Origin of the sequence: Psychrobacter sp. T6-6, assembly GCF_052258185.1 — a bacterium.
Lineage (GTDB): Bacteria > Pseudomonadota > Gammaproteobacteria > Pseudomonadales > Moraxellaceae > Psychrobacter.
Genome location: NZ_JBQQEX010000013.1, coordinates 13,383 through 35,230, shown reverse-complemented (window position 1 = coordinate 35,230; position 21,848 = coordinate 13,383). Strand labels below are relative to the sequence as shown.

Genomic DNA, 21,848 nt, shown 5'->3' with positions numbered 1-21,848 from the left:
GGGCGGTTAAGCGTTATCCGCACCGTACTAAGCACTGCACTGAACGGTTAGCATATCAGATTAGGTGAATAAAGGGAGAGCAGGTGTCATGCAAGAAGCGTTTTTAGTATTTGTTACTAAGATCAGTTTATATCCCACGATTATTTTTACTGGGCTTGTGATGTTTGTCACCTTGTATTGGGTTGTGTCTTTGCTTGGCATGGCAGATATGGATACTGTCGATTTTGGTGAGTCAGGCGGCGATACTGATATCGTCAACTTGTCATCGACTGGTTTTTTCACAGGTCTCATGCTCAAATTCGGTCTTTATGGTGTTCCGTTGATCATCATACTCAGTCTCGTTAGCTTGATAGGGTGGCTACTCAGCTACTTATATACCAGCTTTTTACATCAGTATCTTGATTCGGGTGCGCTGTATTATTTATTCGGTACAGGGGCACTTGTCTTTGTCTTGGTTGTATCGATGTGGTTGACAGGCATTATTATTTCCCCTATCCGCAAAAATATTGCCAAAATTCCCAAACGTAATTCGTCTAGTAACGTGGGTAGAGTCGCTGTAGTGCGTACGCTCAGTGTGACGGACAAACATGGCGAGGCGACACTCAATGATGGCGGTGCTGGACTGATACTCAAGATTCGATCAGACATGAACGACCATCAACTAAAACAAGGCGATAAAGTCGTGCTGGTAGAGTATTTAGATAGCACCAACACCTATCGAGTGACTCCTGTTGAAGACAAATAAAGCTCATCAATGATATTGCTCAGTGGATGATGGCTCAATAACATAAAAAATAAGTATTTAGTAAATATAGCAAGAGTTTTAAATTCGCTTGGAATGTTTTAATTAAAGGAATGAATATGGACATACTCATTATCGTCGGCGTGGTTGTGGTGCTGGCGTTTGTTTTTATGATGGTCGCACTTTTGATGCTCAAAGCCTTTTACTTCAAGGTTGAGCAGGGCAAAGCACTCATTATCAACGGTGTGAGTAAAATAGCGGTACGCTTTGATGGTGGCTTTGTGTGGCCAGTAATCAACAAAAAAGAGCTGATGAGAATCTCGCTCATCACGCTAGAGGTTGATAGGCGTGGTAAAGAAGGTTTGATTTGTGCGGATAATATGCGTGCTGATATCACAGTCGCATTCTATCTACGTGTCAATGAAACCGAAGAAGATGTACTCAAAGTCGCCAAGTCCGTCGGCGTTGAGAGAGCCTCCGATAAAGTCGCGGTCAATGAGCTGTTTAACGCTAAGTTTTCAGAAGCACTAAAAACCGTCGGTAAGCAGATTGATTTTGTCAAACTGTTCGAAAACCGCAGCGAGTTCCGCGACAGTATTGTCCAAGAAATCGGTAACGATCTCAATGGTTATGTCCTAGAGGATGTGGCGATTGATTATCTGGAACAAACACCAAAAGTATCACTAGACTCAAGCAACATCCTAGATGCTGAAGGTATCAAGAAGATCACTCAGCTAACAGCGTTCCAAAACGTCATTACCAATGAGCTTGAGCGTGACGAAGAGCTGGCGGTTAAGAAAAAGAATGTCGAAACCCGAGAGGCGATGCTGGAGCTGGAGCGTCAACAAGCCGATGCCGAAGCCAAGCAAAAGCGTGAAATCTCATCAGTGATTGCCCGTGAAACGGCCGAAACTCGCAAGATTGAAGAAGAAGAGCGCAAAAAATCAGAAACTGCCATCATTATGGTGGAGCAAGATTTGGCGATTCAGCGTGAAAATCAGCAACGTGAAATCGAAGTGGCGGGTCAAAATCGCCTGCGTGCCGTAGTCATTGAAGAAGAAAAAGTCACGCGTGCTCGCGATCTAGAAATCGTCTCGCGTGAGCGTGAAGTTGACTTACAAAAGATCGAAGCTGACCGTGCGATTGAGCTTGAGAAAAAAGAAATCGCCAATGTCATTCGTGAGCGCATCGCGGTGGACAAAACTGTGGCGCAAGAAGAAGAGCGTATCAAAGAAGTTCGCGAAGTCAGCGAAGCGGATCGCTCTAAGCAAACGCGCGTACTGGCTGCTGAAGCAGATGCTGAGGAACTCAAAGTGCGTCAGGTGAAAAAAGCCGAAGCAGAAGAGCTGTCTGCCAAGCATAAAGCTGTCGAGATTACCACGCTTGCCAATGCCAATCTGGAAGCCTCTGCAAAAGATGCGGACGCCAAAATCAAGATGGCAGAAGGTATTAAAGCAGAAGAGTCAGCGCACGGCTTTGCTGAAGCAGCGATTCAAGAAGCCAAGTCAGTGTCGCTTGAAAAAGAAGGCATTGCGAGAGCCAATGTCATCAAAGCGACAGGGCAGGCTGAGGCTCAAACAGACCGTGAAAAAGGCATGGCTGAAGCCGAAGTTATTGCTGCTCGCGGTGCCTCTAAAGCAAAAGCGGAGCGTGACATCGGTATGGTCGATGCAGAGATTGTTGCTGCTCGCGGTGAATCTAATGCTAAAGCCGAGCGTGATGTCGGCATGGCCAATGCTGAGGTTATCGCTGCTCGCGGCGAGTCAAATGCCAAGGCAGAACGTGACGTTGGACTGGCAAAAGCCGAAGTCACGCGCGCGCACTTCCAAGCCGAAGCAGATGGTCTGGTAGAGAAATTCAATGCCATGGGTAGCATGAGTAAGGAAGCGCGTGAGCACGAAGAGTTCCGCATGGGTCTTGAGACCGCGCTACAAGAAGCGATGGCATCAATTGATGCAGGTAAAGAGATTGCCAAAGAAAACGCCGAAGTATTGGCAGTGGCGCTCCAAAAAGCCAAAATCGATATCGTTGGCGGTGAAGCGCACTTCTTTGACAACTTTGCCAAATCATTGTCGATCGGTAAAGCCATTGATGGTTTAGCGGGTAAGTCAGACACGTTAAGCGGTATTATCAATGGGGTTATGGCCAACCAAGCGATGAAAGCCAATCAGTCAAATGATGACAAAACTACTTAAACGATGTGCGATTGGTATGAATATTAGTCGTTATAAACGCTCTGTTATCTAGATAGCAGAGCGCTTTAACCAACGCATTTTCAACGTTAGCGCCGAAAATGAGTTGGCTAATCTAAACAAACCCGTATTGACCGTTCTTTTAGATTAGCCACGTGCTTCTTTACTTTTAATACTGTTTTATCTCAAATAGCTTCTTATTTCCTGATTGCCAGACAATTCTCTTATTATGTAAAAACAGAAACGGACGAGCAACGATGGCGGACACGCAACACCCAACCAATTCAGATAGTAAAAGCGATCCTAACGCGAACCAAGCAACCCAAACCGATCAGGCAGTAGCCTCTGGTAATGCGTATGAGCTCATCAAAAAACGCCTAACAGAGCAGGGCAGTCGTCTAGAGCAACAAACCGCCAAATTAAATGCTGCACGCCTGATGGAATTTGGCAGCACCCAAATGCAGGTCATTGCCCGCACGCGTATCCGTACCGAACACAACTGTGTGGCGCAGGATATGGTGCAAGTTGGCGAATATTTGCTGTTTGGCTATAACGTGTTTATGGGGTTAAAGCGCGCCAGCAATATTAAAGATGTGCTGTCGCTATATCGCTTGATAGATCCTGCCAAAAAAGGCGATAGCGATGAGAGTCCGAAGAGCAGTAGTGGTAATAGTGCGGAGCAAGAGTATCAGCTCGAAGAGGTCGATTTAACAGGGACGTTTTTAGATCAAGATGCCTTTGTCCAAGACTTCAATGAGCTCTATCGCTATTACAAGCAAACACGCCTGATTCAACTGACCGCTAAAGACAGCAAGTTGCTGTTGGCCTTTCAGATCGGTGAGCGTATCACCGATATTCGAGTGTTTCGTTTTGCGTTAGATTTTAGCCAAGGCACACCAGAGGCTGCCCAAGTCGCCTACGTGGACAATCGCGGCGAGCGTGACATCGAGTTGCCGCCTGCCTATGACTTTGGTTGGATCGAGACCACGCGCGATCAGATGGTCAATGGTAAGTATCCACACATGAATATCTTGGATACGATATTTGTCGAAACCGTCGGCGGTGATTTGACCATCAAGATTGAAGACAACACCCAATCAGGGCAGGGCATCTATAGCGAGCCTGTCAATGACCGTACCCAGTCGCTGACGGATGCTGAGATTGCCTATGCCAAAGTCGGTAGCTTAATCCTCCTCAAAATATTGCCTTATCGTGAGGACAGTTATCGTTACTTTGTTTATAACACTTTGACCGAAGCGGTGCTGCGTTTGGATGCGATTGGTCAGTCCTGCGTACAGTTGCCCGAAGATCACGGTATTATATTTCCAGGTGGTTATTATCTACAGACGGGCGAGTATAAGCTGTTCGATGCCAACAGTGCCGGTGCCAAAAATTTAAAGTTTAAGCGCAAAATTATCTCAACGAATGGCGAAGATGTCCTATTCTTATTTTATGACAGAGAGCTAGGTATCACGGGGCTGTTTCCTTATAACCTGATCAAAAAACAACTGGCAAATCCGATCTATTGCAATGGTATGGCGTTGGCAGACAATGGTCGCTTGGTGCTGTTTAGTGACCAAAGTGAGCCGTCGCGCATTCATCCGATGCAGATATGGCACACCCCTTACGCCTCGCCTGAGTATGTGAGCGAATTGCCTGAAAGCACGAGCTTCTATGGCAAAATCGGTAACAAAGAGCTGGTACGCGGCATCTCTGATCTTTATAGCATTACCCGTCTTATCGATAACCAAAGCGTGTCGCAAAAACTCTATGAAGAGCTGTCGGACAATACTAGCAGATTGTTTGATAGCTACTACTGGCTGTCTGAGCCAGAGCTGACTGACGTCGCCAGTAGTATTAAAGAAGTGACAGCGACCGCTGAGTTGGTCATTGATGAATTTGCCAAAGTCCAAAGTATTCAAAAGCAAACCCAAACGGCGCTTGCCGATGCCGAATCTCAGCAAAATGAGATTTTGCGGCAGATACGAGTCACGACGTTTGAGTCTGCAAGCGACTATGTCGATCAGCTGTCGGCATTGAGACGACAAAAAGGTCGCTTGGTCAGCCTAGAAGATTTGCGTTATCTAGATAGTGATAAATTAGAAGCATTGCAGGTGCAGCTAGAAGAAGCAGAAAGCGATCTTGCCGAAAAAACCGTGCTTTTTTTAAGCGGAGACGAAGCACTATCAAGCTACGAAGGGATATTGGTCGATGTCAGTGAGCGCCTAAACACAGCTGAAACCAATGCTGAGTTAAAGCCAGTGCTCGATAAAATTGATGAGACGGCGCAAGGATTAGACTTGTTGACCGAGCTGCTCGGTACGTTGGACGTTGCTGATGCCACGGTACGTACGCAAATCATCGATGACATCTCGACCATTTATGCCAGCCTCAACCAGAGCAAAGCAAAGCTCAATCACAAACGTAAAAACTTAGGATCTGCTGAAGCAGTCGCGCAATTTGGCGCGCAGTTTAAGCTGTTTGGTCAATCGATTGCCAATGCCTTATCGATTGCCAATACCCCTGAAAAATCAGATGAGCAAATGGCAAAGCTGCTGGTGCAGTTAGAGGAATTGGAGAGCCAGTTCGCTGATCCTGAGACCAATAGCGGCGATCAGTTTTTAGCCGATATCATCAGTAAGCGTGAAGAGATTTACGAGACCTTTGAAAATCATAAGCAGCAACTGCTCGATGCTCGCAATCGCAAAGCGCAAAACCTAGGTGATGGCGCGCTGCGAATGCTTGAGAGTATCAAAAAACGTACGCAAAGCACAGGCGTGACGGGCTTTACCGAGGAAGAAGCGCTCAATACGTACTTTGCCGCCGATGGTCTGGTACAAAAAGTCCGCAACATCGCAAAAGAGCTACAAGCGATGGACTTTAGCGTCAAAGCTGATGACATTGATGCGCGCCTAAAAGCCATTCAAATCGAGAGCTATAAGAGTCTAAAAGACAAATCGGACTTGTTTGAAGATGGCGGTCAAATCATCAAGCTGGGCAAGCATCGCTTTTCAGTCAATACTCAGCCGCTAGACTTAACCTTGCTCAGTCGCCAGCAGTCGGATGGCAAGCGCGTGCTCAATTTGCACCTGACGGGTACCGACTATTACGAAGCGCTTAATAAAACTGAGCTGAATGCATTGCGTCCGTATTGGGAGATGAATATTGCCTCCGAGTCCGACAAGGTATACCGCGCCGAGTACTTGGCCTATAGCATCATCGAGAGCGCCAAAAATAGCCAAGACGGTCTGACCGAGACCCGTCTATACCAAGCATATGACGAAACCGTCATCACAATTGATATCAATGGTGATATCGATAATGACAGTCCTCTGGCGAAATTGGTCAAAGCCTACGCGACTCCGCGTTATCAGCTCGGTTATGACAAAGGTATTCATGACCATGATGCCACGCTGCTGTTGATGCAAATACTGCCGACGTTACGTGAGGCCGGGCTACTGATTTATACCCCGCAAGTCCGCGCACTGGCGCAGTTATTTTATTGGCAGTTAAACATTGTGCAAGCGCTTGGTTTAGATAACCTACGTCAATTTGGCTACGATAATTGGCTGAATGAATCAGTGCTGAACCGCGCGAATAACTGGACGGATAGAGCGGCTACCGCTGAGCAATTGCGCCGTGCCCTTGGTAGTGACACTGCCAAATCCTTACTGGTTGAGGATATGAGCCAAGTGATGCACCGTTTTGTCGCGGCCTATCGTGACGAGCGTATTGGCAGTAATAATGATGCTAAGCAGCCATCAGACGCTGCATTGGAGTCAGAGCCAGATTCAACGACCAGTGACATTCATAACACCAATATCTTTAAACCAAGCTATGTGCAGCTGGCGAGTGAGTATTTGGTCAGCGTTATGGGGCAATCAGCGGAACCAAATAACGCCGCATATAACACAATAAACTGGCAGACCAGTAGGCAGGCCGAGCAGTTGTGCGAGCAGCTTAGCCAAACGCTAAGTAGCTCGCCCGTCAGCACGCAAAGTAATACCAGTTTTGCGCAGCTACAGTCCTCAATCGGTAAGCTCGGTTTTCAACCAAAATCAGCCTATGAGCTGTTAGCAACATGGTTTCATGCACTGCTTGATAAGACTTACGGTAATAGTGAGTCGGCTAACGCAGCAGATGATGGCACGGATGAGGCAGGCGAGGCGCTCAGTGAAGCGCAGCTTGCTGAGCATCAAGAAAAAGAGGCACTACGCAAGCAACAGCTAGAAAGTGGGCGTCATTATTTGCCCGAAGCGATTGCTGTACTACTCACTCAACTAAATGACGCGCAGCGTGAAGCTTTGGTACAGCGCCTGATTGATTCGGGGGCGAGTTTTGATAAAGGCGGCGCAAATAAAGGCACAGCTAATGCCGCTTCCACCTTATCGTTCTCTTCACCTCCAGCGTCATCATCAACGTCACTGACCAGTATCAATAACCCGCTCAATCAAGTGCAAAGCTTTACGCGTCACACGGGTAAAGTATCGCTTGAGATACAAGTTAACGGTTTACTGGGTGAGCATTCGCGTATTCATCAGCAAACCCTAACCTTTGCTGTCGATGACTTTTTAAACCGTTTGCATTATCACGATACCCAAGTGATTCCTGCCTATCGAAGCTATCTGGCGATGCGCTCAGAGATATTACACGCGTCAAAAGAAACCTTGCGACTGGACGAATTTATGCCGCGTCCCTTGTCCTCATTCGTGCGTAACCGCCTGATTAACGAGAGCTATCTGCCGCTTATCGGCGATAACCTTGCCAAACAGATGGGCACAGTCGGTGAGGATAAGCGGACGGATTTGATGGGTATCCTCATGATGATATCGCCACCAGGGTATGGTAAGACGACCTTGATGGAGTACGTGGCAAATCGTCTCGGCCTTATTTTTATGAAGATTAACTGTCCGTCACTTGGTCATGATGTGACCTCATTAGACCCCGAAAAAGCCCCCAATGCCACAGCAAGAGAAGAGCTGAATAAAATAAATTTAGCCTTTGAGATGGGCAATAACGTCATGCTGTATCTCGATGATATTCAGCATACACACGCGGAATTTTTGCAGAAATTTATCTCATTGGGTGATGGTACACGCCGTATCGATGGCGTGTGGCAAGGAAAAACCAAGACCTATGACATGCGGGGCAAAAAGTTCTGCGTGGTCATGGCGGGTAACCCCTACACCGAAAGCGGCGAAGCCTTTAAAGTGCCTGACATGCTTGCCAACCGTGCCGATATCTACAACTTAGGCGACATCATGAGTGGTATGGAAGAGGTGTTTGCGCTCAGTTATATCGAAAACTCGCTGACCTCTAATAGTGTCCTTGCACCACTGGCAAACCGCGACCTAAGCGATGTGCATCGCCTGATTAAAATGGCAAAAACGGACAATGCCAACCTCGCGCAAGCGCAAAGTAGCGATCTGACCTATCCGTATAGTACCTCAGAGATCAATGAGATCATTGCGATCTTGCGTCATATGTTTAGGGTGCAAGCAGTCATTTTGGATGTCAATCAAGCCTATATTGCCTCCGCCTCGCAAGATGATAAATATCGCGTTGAGCCGATATTTAAGCTGCAAGGCAGTTATCGTAATATGAATAAGATGACCGAAAAGCTGTCGGCGGTCATGAATGAAAATGAGCTAAACCAGCTGATAGACGATCACTATCTGGGCGAGTCGCAGCTATTGACCCAAGGCGCGGAGAGTAACTTGCTCAAGCTTGGCGAGATGCGCGGCACCTTAACCGAGGCAGAAAAAGGACGCTGGGCGCAGATCAAAGCGGACTTCTTACGTAATAAGGCCATGGGCGGCGAAGACGGCGATACGGGCGCGCGTATCGTCGCGCAGTTGGTGGATTTGGCGAGTGGCTTCAATGCCATCAGTCGTCAGTTTGAGACTTACTTAACCAAAAATGACCCAGAGCAAATCGCCCGCTTACGAGAAGCAGAGCGTAAGGCCCAGTTAGAGACTCAGATTGAAGCGCAGCTAGCCTCACAAAAAATCCTCGCCGATAGCGTAATCAATAATGCCAAAGTCGTTAGCGATAGCATCGATAATGGCTTTGAGAAAAGCGTGAGCCAATTGCTACAAATATATAAGCATGACCACAAAGCCGAGGGCGAGTACCTTAAGCAAAACCAAGACGTGCAAAAAGCACTGATGGTGCAGCTGGTCGATGCCGTGGAGCAGCTGGCACACAATATGGCGGATAGTTTGTCTCGTAGCTTAGCCGAAAGCCTGATTAAGAACGATGATAGTAAAACCGTAGAGAATGATGCGCCCGACATACATGAGCAGACCACACTAATGGCGAACGCCCTCAAGCAAGCACTAGCACCACTGACGATGCGCATGGATGAGAAGCTAGCGATTGATAGTAGTACTGATCAATCTGGCAAGCTAATCGTCAACAGTCTCAATCGCCTCAATAAAATATTTGACGATTATGACTAGTCACTGTGACTAATAGCAATGATACGTAGTAGGCTATAGTGACACGCGACCGATGTCGTAAACAAACCAATGAGAAATGTATGGCGCACAAAAAGAAGAATGTTCGAAAAAAACTCTGCCCCGTCTGTGAGCGCGAGTTTAGTTGGACGAAGAAGCTCGATAAAAACTGGGAGAGTATGGTCTACTGCTCAGACCAGTGTCGAAGAGTTAAGAAATATGAGGGCGTAGAACATCAGAAGTAAGATTAAACCACAACGCAAATAGTCAAAAGTAGATGGGAGCAAACCATGGCACATAAAAAAGTAAACTTACCGCAAAAAACCTGCCCCGTCTGCCAGCGTCCGTTTACGTGGCGTAAGAAGTGGGAGAAAGACTGGGAACAGGTGATTTATTGTTCTGAGCGGTGTCGTCGGGGGAAGGATAAGGCAGGGGTTGAATTTAAGTTCAGGTTGTAGCTAACTTTGCTTTACGCGCGTATCTGCTTATCTATACAAAGCGTTAGCTGAAGCTTGGATCTTCGTCTAATTTGTATAGTTGTCTTAAAACTGTGCAAATAGCACTGCTACCAGTAAAGCTAAACCTGACACATAAGTAGCTACTGCTAATGAATTAATAGTTTACCCCTTTAGCTAGTATGATTTTTAATAATTACATCATTTTATTGTTTAGCAAAATAGGGAATTTTTGTATGTCCACACCATTTGATTCTGAAAAAGTTATAGTTCATAAAGTTAGTGATTCTAATTTGAGTGCCTTTTTAGTTGGTTTCGATATCAATGATAATGGTGATAAATACTATCGTGTGGAGGAATTAATAAGGAAACTTACCAACGTTATTCCTGAGTTTGCCTTTGGCTTTCATGCTGGTGCTAATACAGATAATACTGACTTAATCTCTAAAGTTTCAGAGTCTGCTAAGCTCATATATAACATTGATGTTTTTCAAAAAGTTAAGGATATTTATTTAGATAATAATGGGTCTATCGATGACGAACTTAAGGAAAAATACTTAAGAAGAGGAGAGTTTGGGGAGCTTATACTTCATTTATTATTAAGAGACTTCCATAATACTACTCCTCTCTTATCGAAAATCTTCTTCAAGGATTCATTAGGTCATGCTGTCCATGGGTTTGATGCTGTTCATATTGAGCCTGAAACACGTACTCTATGGCTAGGAGAGTCAAAAATATATATGGATGCTAAGGCTGGACTAAGAGAACTTGTCAAAGATATAAAAGAGCATTTTATTGCTGATTATATGGACTCAGAGTTTATGCTTATTTCAAAAAAAGTAAAGGCTTTCGATTCTCCTGAAATTCCAGAAAAAGAACATTGGGTGAACTTATTAGATGGTTCAACGAAACTATCTGACAAACTTAACCAGATTAACATACCGCTATTATGTACTTATAATTCAGATTTATTCAGTCGATATGATGATGAAAATAATGAAGATTTTTCAAGTGAATTTACGTCTGAGATAGAAGGTCTTAAGAATTATTTCAACGGAAAAAATGACCATCCGTTAAAAAATAATTTAAATATTATTTAAATACTATTTCCTGTTAGAAATAAGATTGAATTAGTCAAAGGTTTGCATCACAAGCTTTCACTCATGCAAGAGTTGGGTTAAAAAATGAATAGATACTTAACTGAAATAGAAAATAAAAAAGTGTTCAATTTTGATGAAACTTTTAAGTTGTATAAGATATGTGCGCAAGCAGTCAATGATAATAGTGAAAAAGCTCAAAAACTATTAGTAAATATACTTGATAATAGAGAAAAGTTTGATACTAGCCTTGACGAGGTCTTAGCTGATTTATTGGAATCAATTGGTTTTTACCCTTATCTAGTAAAAGAAAATTTAGAATTGAGTTCAACAGCTTCAATTATGAGACAAGAATACCACCATTCGGACAATCTTAATAAATATCTCCATGAAGATCAAAAATTTTTACTATCTCTTATTAATTCTGATAAAAATGTAATAGTAAGTGCTCCTACAAGTTTTGGTAAAAGTCTTTTGATAGAGGAATTTGTTGCTTCAAAAATATTTAGAAATATTATAATAATTCAGCCTACTTTAGCATTGCTAGACGAGACAAGGAGGAAGCTTCAGAAATACGATGAGCATTACAAATTGATTGTAAGAACATCCCAAGAACCAAGTATAACAAAGGGTAATATTTTTCTTTTTACAGCTGAAAGAGTTAATGAATATCGGGAATTTAATAATATTGATTTTATAGTAGTAGATGAGTTTTATAAGTTAAGTTCCAATCGAGATGACGAAAGAGCAGATTCCTTAAATAATGCTTTATATTATATTTTAAAAAAATATAAACCAAAGTTTTATTTGTTGGGACCTAATATTGATGGTATATCTGATGGGTTCGAAGATAAGTATAATGCTATTTTTTATAAGACTAAAACATCTTTAGTAGATGTTAAGACAATTGATGTCTATTCGGATCATAAGAAAAAATTTGATCAGCCTAGGAAATTTAAAGAGTATAAACAGAGAGTGCTTTTCGATTTATTATTTGAAAACAGTGATCAACAGACTATAATTTATTGCTCATCACCATCAAAAGTAAGAAAGCTCTCGAGAGACTTTCTAATATATTTACAAGAAAAAAATATTGAAATTAGCAATAATGACTTAGATATTATTGAGTGGATAGAAAAAAATATATCTCCACAATGGAGCTTAATTCCTCTATTAAAGCATGGAGTTGGAATTCATGATGGTGGATTACAGAAGCATATCACTACTTCAGTTATTGATTATTTTAATGAAGGTTTGTTAAGTTATTTATTCTGTACTACTACTATTATCGAAGGTGTAAATACTAGCGCTAAAAATATAGTATTTTTCGATAATAAAAAAGGAAGAAATATTCCCATTGATTATTTTGATTACTCTAATATTAAAGGGCGTGCAGGGAGATTGATGGTTCATTATACAGGTGTTATATATAACTTTAACTCAATTCCAGCTAATGAAAAGATTATTATTGATATACCATTTCATGAGCAAAACCCTATATCACCTGAAGTTTTAATAAATTTAGAAGAATTAGAAATAATAGATAAAGAGAGTAACGATTACAAAATTATTCGAATGTTAACTCAAGAGGAAAAAAGAGTTATTCAAAGTAATGGTGTGAATATTTTTGGTCAAAGAGATATTATTGAGCAGTTGAGGGAAGATGTGAGTTCGAGTAAATATGCATTAGTAGTATGGGATGGGTTTCCAACATATGAGCAACTGGAGTATATTTTTACTCTAGCAAAGAAATATTTACTAAAACCTACTGAATCATTCAGACCAATGACTATTAAAAAGCTTACTTATATTACGTTGAGCTATAGCATTAATAAGAATTTGAATGAATTAATTAAAAGTCAAATTAAATTTAATGTTGAAGAAAATAAAATGAGTGAGAAAGATGCCCTTGAGGAAGCTATTAGAGAGTGCTTTCAAATATTAAAGCACTGGTTTCAATATAAAATACCTAAATGGTTATCAGTAATGAATTCATTACAAGAGTTTGTGTGTGAAGAAAAAAAACTCAGAGCTGGCAATTATAGTTATTTTGCTAACCTAATTGAAAGTGACTTTATCAGAGAAGATTTATCTATCCTCTCTGAATATGGTGTTCCAAGCTCAGCTATTAGAAAGCTCGAAGGGATAATATCTCAAAGTAAGGATGCAGACTCGGTGTTAAGTATCATAAAGAGAAAGGAAATACTTGAAAACCCTATATTTATTGATTACGAAAGAAACAAACTTAAAATAAACTGAGCTTAAACTGCAATAAAAGAAAAAGCGGGATTGATCACCTAAGCAACCAATCCCGCATGAAATATTTCTCTAAAACTTTCTAATCCAAACTGATCCTACAAATTCGGATTTAACCACTTCTCAGCAGTCTTTATATCCCAGCCTTTACGCTCGGCATAGCTCTCTAACTGGTCACGACTGATTTTACCGACGTTGAAGTACTCACTATCCGGATGCGAGTAATAAAATCCGCTGACCGAGGACGCAGGCCACATCGCATAGCTTTCGGTCAAGGTCGTACCAATTGCATCAACTGTCCCAAGCCAATCAAACAGTTTGCCTTTTTCGGTATGCTCAGGACAGGCAGGGTAGCCAGGGGCAGGACGGATGCCGACGTATTTTTCTTTAATCAGCTCATCATTACTGAGCGACTCATCGGCCTGATAGCCCCAGTACTCTTTACGGATGAGCTCATGTAGATGCTCGGCAAATGCTTCAGCTAAACGGTCAGACAGTGCCTGTACCATGATGGCGTTATAGTCATCGCCTGCCGCTTTATATTGCTCAGCGAGTGCTTCTGTACCGACGATAGAGACGGTAAAGCCGCCTAGGTGATCAGTATGCGTCTCTGATGGCGAGATAAAGTCCGCCAAGCTAAAGTTTGGCTTGCCGCTTACTTTGTCGCTCTGCTGACGTAAGTGCTCGAACTGATAGGTCGGTTTGCCGCCATCAGCAGGCGCATTGTCATAGACGGTGACGGTATCCGAGTCAGTACGGCGAGCGGGCATGAGTTTAAACACGCCTTTTGCTACGATTGATTTTTCCTCAATCATTTTGTGTAGTAACTCTTCAGCATTGTCAAACAGATCTCGCGCCGCTTCACCCACCACATCATCTTGCAAGATTTTTGGGTATTTGCCCGTCAGGCCCCAAGAGATAAAGAACGGTGTCCAGTCGATATAGGGCAGTAGGTTAGTGATAGGATAGTCATCCAATATCACTTGTCCTAACTTATTTGGCACTGGTGGCACGTAGTTTTCCCAATCATACTGAAAGCCAATCTTGACCGATTCGGCATAAGTAACCTTGGCAGCTTTTGGTTGACGCTTGGCAAGGCGTTCACGTACTTTGATATACTCTTCGCGCGTCTCATCGATGAGGGCGGTACGGTGCTCTTTGGATAGCAGCTTGGTCACCACGCCAACTGAGCGCGAGGCATCCGAGACATAGATGACCGCATCGTTTTGATACTGCGGCTCGACCTTGACGGCCGTATGCGCTTTAGATGTTGTTGCGCCGCCGATCATCAATGGCAGAGTCATGCCGCGCTCTTGCATCTGCTTGGCGACATAGACCATTTCATCGAGACTTGGGGTGATCAGCCCTGATAGACCGATTATATCGACTTTTTCTTTAATAGCCGTATCGAGGATGGTTTCGCACGGTACCATCACGCCCAGATCGACGATGTCGTAACCGTTACAGCCAAGCACCACGCCGACGATGTTTTTGCCGATATCATGGACGTCGCCTTTGACGGTTGCCATGAGGATTTTACCTTTGACTTCGCCTTCGACTTTTTCCGCTTCGATATACGGGTTTAGCCATGCGACGGATTGCTTCATGACGCGAGCAGATTTTACGACTTGCGGTAAGAACATTTTACCTGCACCGAATAGGTCACCGACGATATTCATACCGTCCATGAGTGGTCCTTCGATAACCTCGAGCGGTTTGGGGTATTTCTCCCACGCTTCTTTGGTATCTTCTTCGATAAAGGTGGTCACGCCTTTGACGAGAGCATGGGCGATACGCTCTTCTACTGTGCCTTCACGCCAGCTCATATCGACGGTGCTGTCTTTTTTCTTACCGCCATCTTGGTAATTTTCAGCAACCGTCATCAGGCGTTCGGTCGCATCTTGTCCCGTTTCACCTTGGTTGCGGTTGAGCATGACGTCTTCGATGGCATCACGTGCCTCGACAGGAATATCATCGTACAGCTCCAGCATGGCTGGGTTGACGATACCCATGGTCAGACCGTTTTTGATCGCGTGAAATAGGAACACAGAGTTGATCGCTTCACGGATGGGGTTACCACGGAAACTAAAAGAGACGTTTGACACCCCGCCCGAAACCATCGCATTTGGTAGGTTTTCCGTGATCCAGCGCGTGGCATTGATAAAGTCAGCACCGTAGTTGTTATGCTCAGTGATACCCGTGGCGACGGCAAAGATATTCGGGTCAAAGATGATGTCCTCAGAAGGGAAACCCACCTCGTTGACCAATACATCATAGCTGCGTTTAGATATTTCAATCTTACGCTCGTAGGTGTCAGCTTGCCCGTCTTCATCGAACGCCATGACGATAACGGCTGCCCCATAACGCATACACAGTTTGGCGCGTTCAACGAACTCAGCGTGACCTTCTTTTAGCGAGATGGAGTTGACGACAGATTTTCCTTGCGTACGTTTGAGGCCTTCTTCGATGATGTCCCATTTGGATGAGTCAATCATTAGCGGTACACGGCTGATATCTGGTTCGCCTGAGACGAGGTTGACGAAGTGAATCATTGCCTGCTTGGAGTCGAGCATGCCTTCGTCCATATTGATATCGACGATCTGCGCGCCGCCTTCTACCTGATCGCGCGCGACATCGAGCGCCTCAAGATAGGCTTCGGTCTTGATCAAACGGAGGAATTTTTTGGAGCCTGTGACGTTGGTACGCTCACCAACATTGACAAACAAACTGTCAGCATTGATGGTAAAAGGCTCAAGTCCTGATAAGCGGCAGGCAGGCGCAATCTCTGGAATGACACGTGGTGGATAGTTTGCCACGACTTTAGCAATCTGACGGATATGTTCAGGCGTCGTACCACAGCAGCCGCCCACGATGTTTAAGATACCCGCTTTGGCAAAGCCTTCGAGTAGGGCGGCGGTCTCTTCAGCGGTTTCGTCATACTCACCAAACTCATTGGGTAGACCCGCGTTTGGGTGCGCAGAGACATAGGTATCCGCGATGTTCGATAGCGTTTGAATATGTGGGCGCAGCGCATCCGCCCCAAGCGCACAGTTAAAGCCAACAGACAATGGCTTGGCATGGCGAATCGAGTTGTAGAATGCTTCCGCCGTCTGACCAGATAGCGTACGACCTGACGCATCGGTAATCGTCCCTGAAATCATGATAGGCAGCTCAAAACCAATATCTTCAAACACACCCGTGATAGCAAATATCGCCGCCTTGGCATTGAGCGTATCAAAGATTGTCTCAATCAAAATAAGATCGACGCCACCTTCTATTAAGCATAAGGTCGCTTCACGATAGTTTAGGACCAACTCATCAAAGGTAATGTTACGAAACGCAGGGTCGTTGACATCAGGGGATAGCGAGCACGTACGTGAGGTCGGACCGACCACACCAGCAACAAAACGCGGTTTTTCAGGTGTTTTGGCCGTAAATTCATCGGCAGCTGCGCGCGCAATCTTGGCTGCTGTTTTATTCAGCTCAGGCACCAAATACTGCATGTCATAGTCAGCCATCGACAGGCGCGTACCGTTAAAGGTATTGGTCTCGATAATATCCGCACCAGCTAACAGATGATCATGATGAATGTCTTTAATCATGTGCGGCTGAGTCAACACCAGCAGATCGTTATTGCCCCGTACGTCTTGGTCGATATCAGCGAAGCGCTCACCACGATAGTCAGACTCTTCTAGCTTGTAGGTCTGAATCTGCGTACCCATCGCGCCATCTAGCAGCAGAATTCGTGACGTCATTTGCTCGATGATACGGGCGCGTGCCGTCAGCTGCTGCTCTTTATAAGGAAAGACAGCAGGCGGTGTCAGAATAAAGTCATCAACAGATGACGAGCTAGAAGTAATGTCAGAGTGAGAAGAAGTCTGTGAGGTCATCGTTTGAGTCATAGTAGCGCTGCTTATATCGTCAATATTATAAAAGGAAGGAATAACAAATAAATAGAGTAAAAAATCTAATAAAGAGGGGTAGGCAAATTCGCATTATTCTAGCATGAAACATATCCCCCACGTGGATACTGCCTATTCTACTTTTGTGATAGACAAGCAGTTTGGCTGTGGCACTGCTTACAGCATGATATCGATTCTATGTCGTATAGAAAATAAGAACAAATGAATATCATTTCGCTTAGAGCTTACATAAAGCTTTGGTTTTGCAAATGAAAGTCAACGGTTGTTCTTACAAGTGCGACAAAGTTTACACCTGTACTACAAAAAGTTGCGCAAAGGCAGGTTGATAGTCGTCTTATAAATGTTAATTTGATTTCAGAAAGATAAGGTCTTCGTTAGTTTTGCTTATAAGTAAAAATCACTGCTTAAGTAGCTCAGACAGGTATTCTCGTATTAATGTGAGGTATCAGTTCAAGTTACTATATAAAACAAGCAGCTTGTATAAGAAGCGGATGTGACCTGTAAAACTATAGCTAACAAATACTCAATCATTAAGGATAATGTTATGAAATTAACCAAACTTGCTACTATCGGTACACTAGCCATTTCTGTTGCTGGTCTAAGTGCCTGTAATAACATGATGCCAGCACAAAGCGCAGACATGAAAGCACCAATGCACAGCCAAAATATGGCAAAAATGAACATCGTACAGGTTGCTCAGGGTAACTCTGATTTTTCAGTATTGGTAGAAGCGGTACAAGCAGCAGGTCTAACAGGCATGCTATCTGATCCTAACGCACACTATACTGTATTTGCACCAACTAACGCTGCATTCATGCAAGCATTGCAAGAAACAGGCATGACCAAAGCGCAGTTGTTTGCCAATAAGCCATTGCTAACGAAAGTTTTGGGCTACCACGTAGTTAGTAGCGACATGGCAATGTATGCCAAAGACGTCAAGCCAGGCAACGTCATGACTGCAAGCAAAGATACATTGATGGTTACCAACCAAGGTAAACTGATGGATGAAAACGGCCGTACTGCCAATATCGTAAAAACTGATATTGCAGCTACTAATGGTGTTGTACATGTTATCGATAGAGTACTACTACCTAAATAAGACCAGTAAAAACACTCAAATTTTATAGTAAGGCTTGAGTAGTAGACAGCTATTATTTGATGAATTTATCATTGAATAATAGCTGTTTTAAGATTTAGGAAAGAACTGACAACGATTATTTAACCATTATGACAGATGTATCTTGTAAGTATTGATGTTCAGAAACGTGTTCGTATTTTGAATATCGCAATAACCAATATACAAGTTGATAATGCTATATACGTGATTGATACAGTGCCACTACTTAAGTAAGTATCAATTAAAAATTAAATCGTTAGAATTGTAGTTATTGATATAGCGGACATAACATTATGACTGATTGATTGGTCATATTTACAATATATCAGTCACTGTTATATTTATTGAAAACAATCCATTGTTAAATAAATGACGCACCCAATTATATAAAAGGAAACACCCATGTTAAAGAAGAACTTATTATCTATCGCAGTCGTAACAGCAGCCATGTCACTAGCAGCCTGTAACGATACTGAAACCGTTGCTGAGCCAGTTGAGCCTGAAGTTACCACTGAAGAAGTGGCTATGGAGCCTGTTGTAGAGGCTGATCCAATGGTTGAAGCAGAGCCAATGGCAGGCGATATGGATATGGAAGCGACGCAAACCATCGCAGAGCTAGCAGCAGGTAACGAAAACCTAACTATCCTAACAGCCGCGCTACAAGCAGCTGGTCTTGACAGCATGCTAATGGAAGACACTAAGTACACTGTATTTGCACCAACCGATGATGCATTTGCTCCTGTACTAGAAAAACTAGGTGTGACCAAAGAAGAGTTGTTGGCCAATACAGACCTATTAAAAACAGTACTTCCTTACCATGTCGTAGCAATGGAAGTTCAAGCTGCTGATATCCCTTATGGTACTGATATTGAAACCGCAAATGGCAACACAATTTCTATCAGCGAAGATAACGTGATTACCGATGCTACTGGTGGTACAGCAAACATCACTGGTACAGACATCATGGCGACAAACGGCGTAGTACATACTATCGATGCAGTGTTGATGCCTGAGTAAACTATTCTGTAATGTAGGTTAGTCTTATGATTCACATTTGATAACGTTGAACCATAGAACTGATTTTACAGAGAAAGCCTAGCCATAGTGCTAGGCTTTTTTGTACTTATAAGATAAGGAACCTGTAGGATAAGGAAATAGTCGTCACGTCTCAAACATCTAGAGCATCATCTGATAATAGAAAAGCTACGAAAGTGCTTTGAGTGTTTAGATGACAAGAGCACATACCAGAAAAATACTTGGCGTTGCAGTTATCTTGGAAAAGATAAGCAATTTTGCTGATATAAATACAGTAGAGTGGGCTACTCGTTGGGCTACTGAAAGCAGTTACTGTTAAGAAGCGTTTTTACAGACAAGGCTACTATCAGAGTAAAGTTTGCATACGGTTAAGGTTTAAACTTATCTAAACCTACTGCAATAGTCGTTACAACGGTATGTACGAAAATAAGACAACAAAAAAGCCCGAGACCATTGCCTCGGGCTTTTTATTAGAGTGAGCAGTACCTACTCTAAAACATACTATGCGTATTATCTACGTATATGTTATTTGCGTAGTGGATCTGCATTCATTCTTTTTTGCTCTTCTAGATGACGCTCTTCCCAATAAGGTGCGTTTTTGATACCGAATTTAGCAGGATCAAAACTATAGCGTTTTACGCCAGCTTTACGCTGTGCTTCGTAGTCTTTAAGCATGGTAAGGGTTGGACGTGCCACAATGAAGATAACCAAAATACCAACAATGTTGAGCCAAGCCATAAGACCAACACCGATATCACCAATTGCCCAGATGTAACCAGCTGAGTTTAGACCACCATAAGCAACCATCGCCATGATCAAGATCTTAACCAAGAACAGACCTGTTTTGTGCGCACCGCGACCGATGAAGCGAGTCAAGTAAGTGACGTTTACTTCAGCAATGTAATAATAAGCTAGGATAGTTGTAAAGGCAAAGAAGAATACAGCGACAGCGATAAAGGTATCACCGAATGAGCCGTATACTGATTCCATTGCCATCTGCGTAAAGGCAGGCGCGTTGATTTCAGTAGTCGCTGCAACATTTTGAACGATGAACTGACCATCAGGTAGCGTACCTTGGATGTTGTATGTACCCATCGTTAGGATCATAAAGGCAGTAGCAGAACATACTAACAGTGTATCAACATATACTGAGAATGCCTGAACCAGACCCTGCTGTGATGGATGCTCAACTTCAGCAGCAGCAGCAGCGTGAGGACCTGTACCTTGACCCGCTTCGTTAGAGTAGATACCACGTTTTACACCCCAACCAATCGCTGCACCAAAACCTGCTTGTGCAGTGAACGCATCACCAACAATCATACCAAATACTTGTGGGATCATGCTGAAGTTAGCGAACATGATGATCAACGCTAGAACGATATAGCCAAGTGCCATGAAAGGTACGGCGTACTCGGTAAAGGTTGCAATACGCTTAATACCACCAAAGATGATGATACCTAGTACGACTAAGATAATAGCTAGTGCCACTAGACGCATAGAGCCGACTTCTAGGCCACCAACGTTCATGATCGTACCTTCGCCCATTACCTGTGCAAACGCACTGATAACACCGTTCGCCTGTACACCAGGTAGGAACATACCACAAGCTAAGATAGAAGAGATTGCGAAGAGGATGCCGTACCACTTTTGACCAAGAGCACGTTCAAAGTAATAAGCAGGGCCACCGCGATATTCGCCAGTTACCACATCTTTTTCTTTATAAATCTGTGCAAGGGTAGACTCGACGTAGGCAGTAGATGCGCCTAAGAAGGCCACAACCCACATCCAGAATACAGCACCTGGGCCACCGAAGCCGATAGCAGCAGCTACCCCAGCGATGTTACCCATACCCACACGTCCTGCGAGGGAAACGGCTAGTGCCTGAAATGATGAAATACCTTGTGCACTAGATTTACCAGTGAATAGGAGTTTGATCATTTCACCGAATAGACGCACCTGAACGAAGCGCGTCATGATGGAATAGAATAGACCAGCACCCAAACACAGATAGATCAGTGCTGGGCTCCAGATAATTCCATTTACTAAGTTAACTAAACCTTCCATATATATATTCCTAGTACTGTCTTGAGGTGGCTCTGTATGCTAGGAGTAAATTAACTGGTTAACTTACTTATCTAAGTTAAGCAGTTAAATTATCTGCATTGACTCATATCTTTATTAGTTAAGTCTCATACGTGTTTAGCCACCAAAAATGGACTGTAGTTGTCTGTATTTATCCGCTTGGCTTATCGACAATAAAACCATGTGCAGAGTACTTATCGTCGATAGCATTAATATCAGCTGCGTTTGTAAATGTTATACAGCATCAATTCGTGCGGTGTCCTATCATCACGCTATGAATGAGATGAGTCATCAGTTAACCCGCGGATAAAACAGGCGGTTATATAATTAAATACTCGTCATGATGATGGTATTCAATTTGCTATGAGCCATTACGATTGACTACACTGCTGGTATGGCGAATTGATAGCATTAGGTAAGATTTGGTGGCTGGTTGACGTTTTTATGTCTCAGCTACCAACTCGCTAATACGTATCAAACTATAAGTCCAC

The 21,848-nt window shown here is 43.5% G+C and carries 11 protein-coding genes; 9 read left to right on the top strand and 2 right to left on the bottom strand.

Features of this window, described 5'->3' with window-relative positions; translation table 11 throughout:
• The first annotated feature begins 88 nt into the window (after nt 1–88).
• The 7 genes from ACTXGL_RS13295 to ACTXGL_RS13265 all read left to right on the top strand — a co-directional run bounded on the left by ACTXGL_RS13295 (nt 89) and on the right by ACTXGL_RS13265 (nt 13,203).
• Nucleotides 89–745, top strand: a complete 657-nt coding sequence (locus ACTXGL_RS13295) for a hypothetical protein (protein ID WP_443527207.1) — start codon at nt 89–91, stop codon at nt 743–745.
• 116 nt (nt 746–861) lie between these two features.
• Nucleotides 862–2,937 (top strand): flotillin family protein, encoded by a 2,076-nt coding sequence (locus ACTXGL_RS13290; RefSeq protein ID WP_443527206.1) that lies wholly within the window; start codon nt 862–864, stop codon nt 2,935–2,937.
• Nucleotides 2,938–3,191: 254 nt separating this feature from the next.
• On the top strand, nt 3,192–9,395 hold the full coding sequence (locus ACTXGL_RS13285; protein WP_443527205.1) for a DNA repair ATPase: 6,204 nt from the start codon (nt 3,192–3,194) through the stop codon (nt 9,393–9,395).
• Nucleotides 9,396–9,475: 80 nt separating this feature from the next.
• Nucleotides 9,476–9,637: a DUF2256 domain-containing protein gene (locus ACTXGL_RS13280; RefSeq protein ID WP_443511005.1), complete on the top strand. Its 162-nt coding sequence runs from the start codon at nt 9,476–9,478 to the stop codon at nt 9,635–9,637.
• A gap of 45 nt (nt 9,638–9,682) precedes the next feature.
• Nucleotides 9,683–9,850 carry a DUF2256 domain-containing protein gene (locus tag ACTXGL_RS13275; RefSeq protein ID WP_443527204.1) on the top strand — a complete coding sequence of 56 codons (168 nt, stop codon included), beginning with the start codon at nt 9,683–9,685 and terminating at the stop codon, nt 9,848–9,850.
• A gap of 233 nt (nt 9,851–10,083) precedes the next feature.
• Entirely contained in the window at nt 10,084–10,947 is an 864-nt protein-coding gene (locus tag ACTXGL_RS13270; RefSeq protein WP_443527203.1) for a HamA C-terminal domain-containing protein, read from the top strand.
• A gap of 84 nt (nt 10,948–11,031) precedes the next feature.
• Nucleotides 11,032–13,203: a DEAD/DEAH box helicase gene (locus ACTXGL_RS13265; RefSeq protein WP_443527202.1), complete on the top strand. Its 2,172-nt coding sequence runs from the start codon at nt 11,032–11,034 to the stop codon at nt 13,201–13,203.
• Nucleotides 13,204–13,298: 95 nt separating this feature from the next.
• On the opposite strand, the gene metH is transcribed toward ACTXGL_RS13265, so the two are convergent.
• Entirely contained in the window at nt 13,299–17,102 is a 3,804-nt protein-coding gene (gene metH / locus ACTXGL_RS13260; RefSeq protein WP_443527201.1) for a methionine synthase, read from the bottom strand.
• A gap of 565 nt (nt 17,103–17,667) precedes the next feature.
• Between metH and ACTXGL_RS13255 the strand changes: the two genes are divergently transcribed.
• A complete protein-coding gene (locus tag ACTXGL_RS13255) occupies nt 17,668–18,222 on the top strand; it encodes a fasciclin domain-containing protein (protein WP_443527200.1) in 555 nt (184 codons plus the stop codon).
• 420 nt (nt 18,223–18,642) lie between these two features.
• Complete coding sequence (locus tag ACTXGL_RS13250; RefSeq protein ID WP_443527199.1) at nt 18,643–19,257, top strand: fasciclin domain-containing protein; 615 nt, start codon at nt 18,643–18,645, stop codon at nt 19,255–19,257.
• Nucleotides 19,258–19,800: 543 nt separating this feature from the next.
• On the opposite strand, the gene ACTXGL_RS13245 is transcribed toward ACTXGL_RS13250, so the two are convergent.
• Nucleotides 19,801–21,339 carry an alanine/glycine:cation symporter family protein gene (locus ACTXGL_RS13245; RefSeq protein ID WP_319051746.1) on the bottom strand — a complete coding sequence of 513 codons (1,539 nt, stop codon included), beginning with the start codon at nt 21,337–21,339 and terminating at the stop codon, nt 19,801–19,803.
• Nucleotides 21,340–21,848 lie beyond the last annotated feature (509 nt).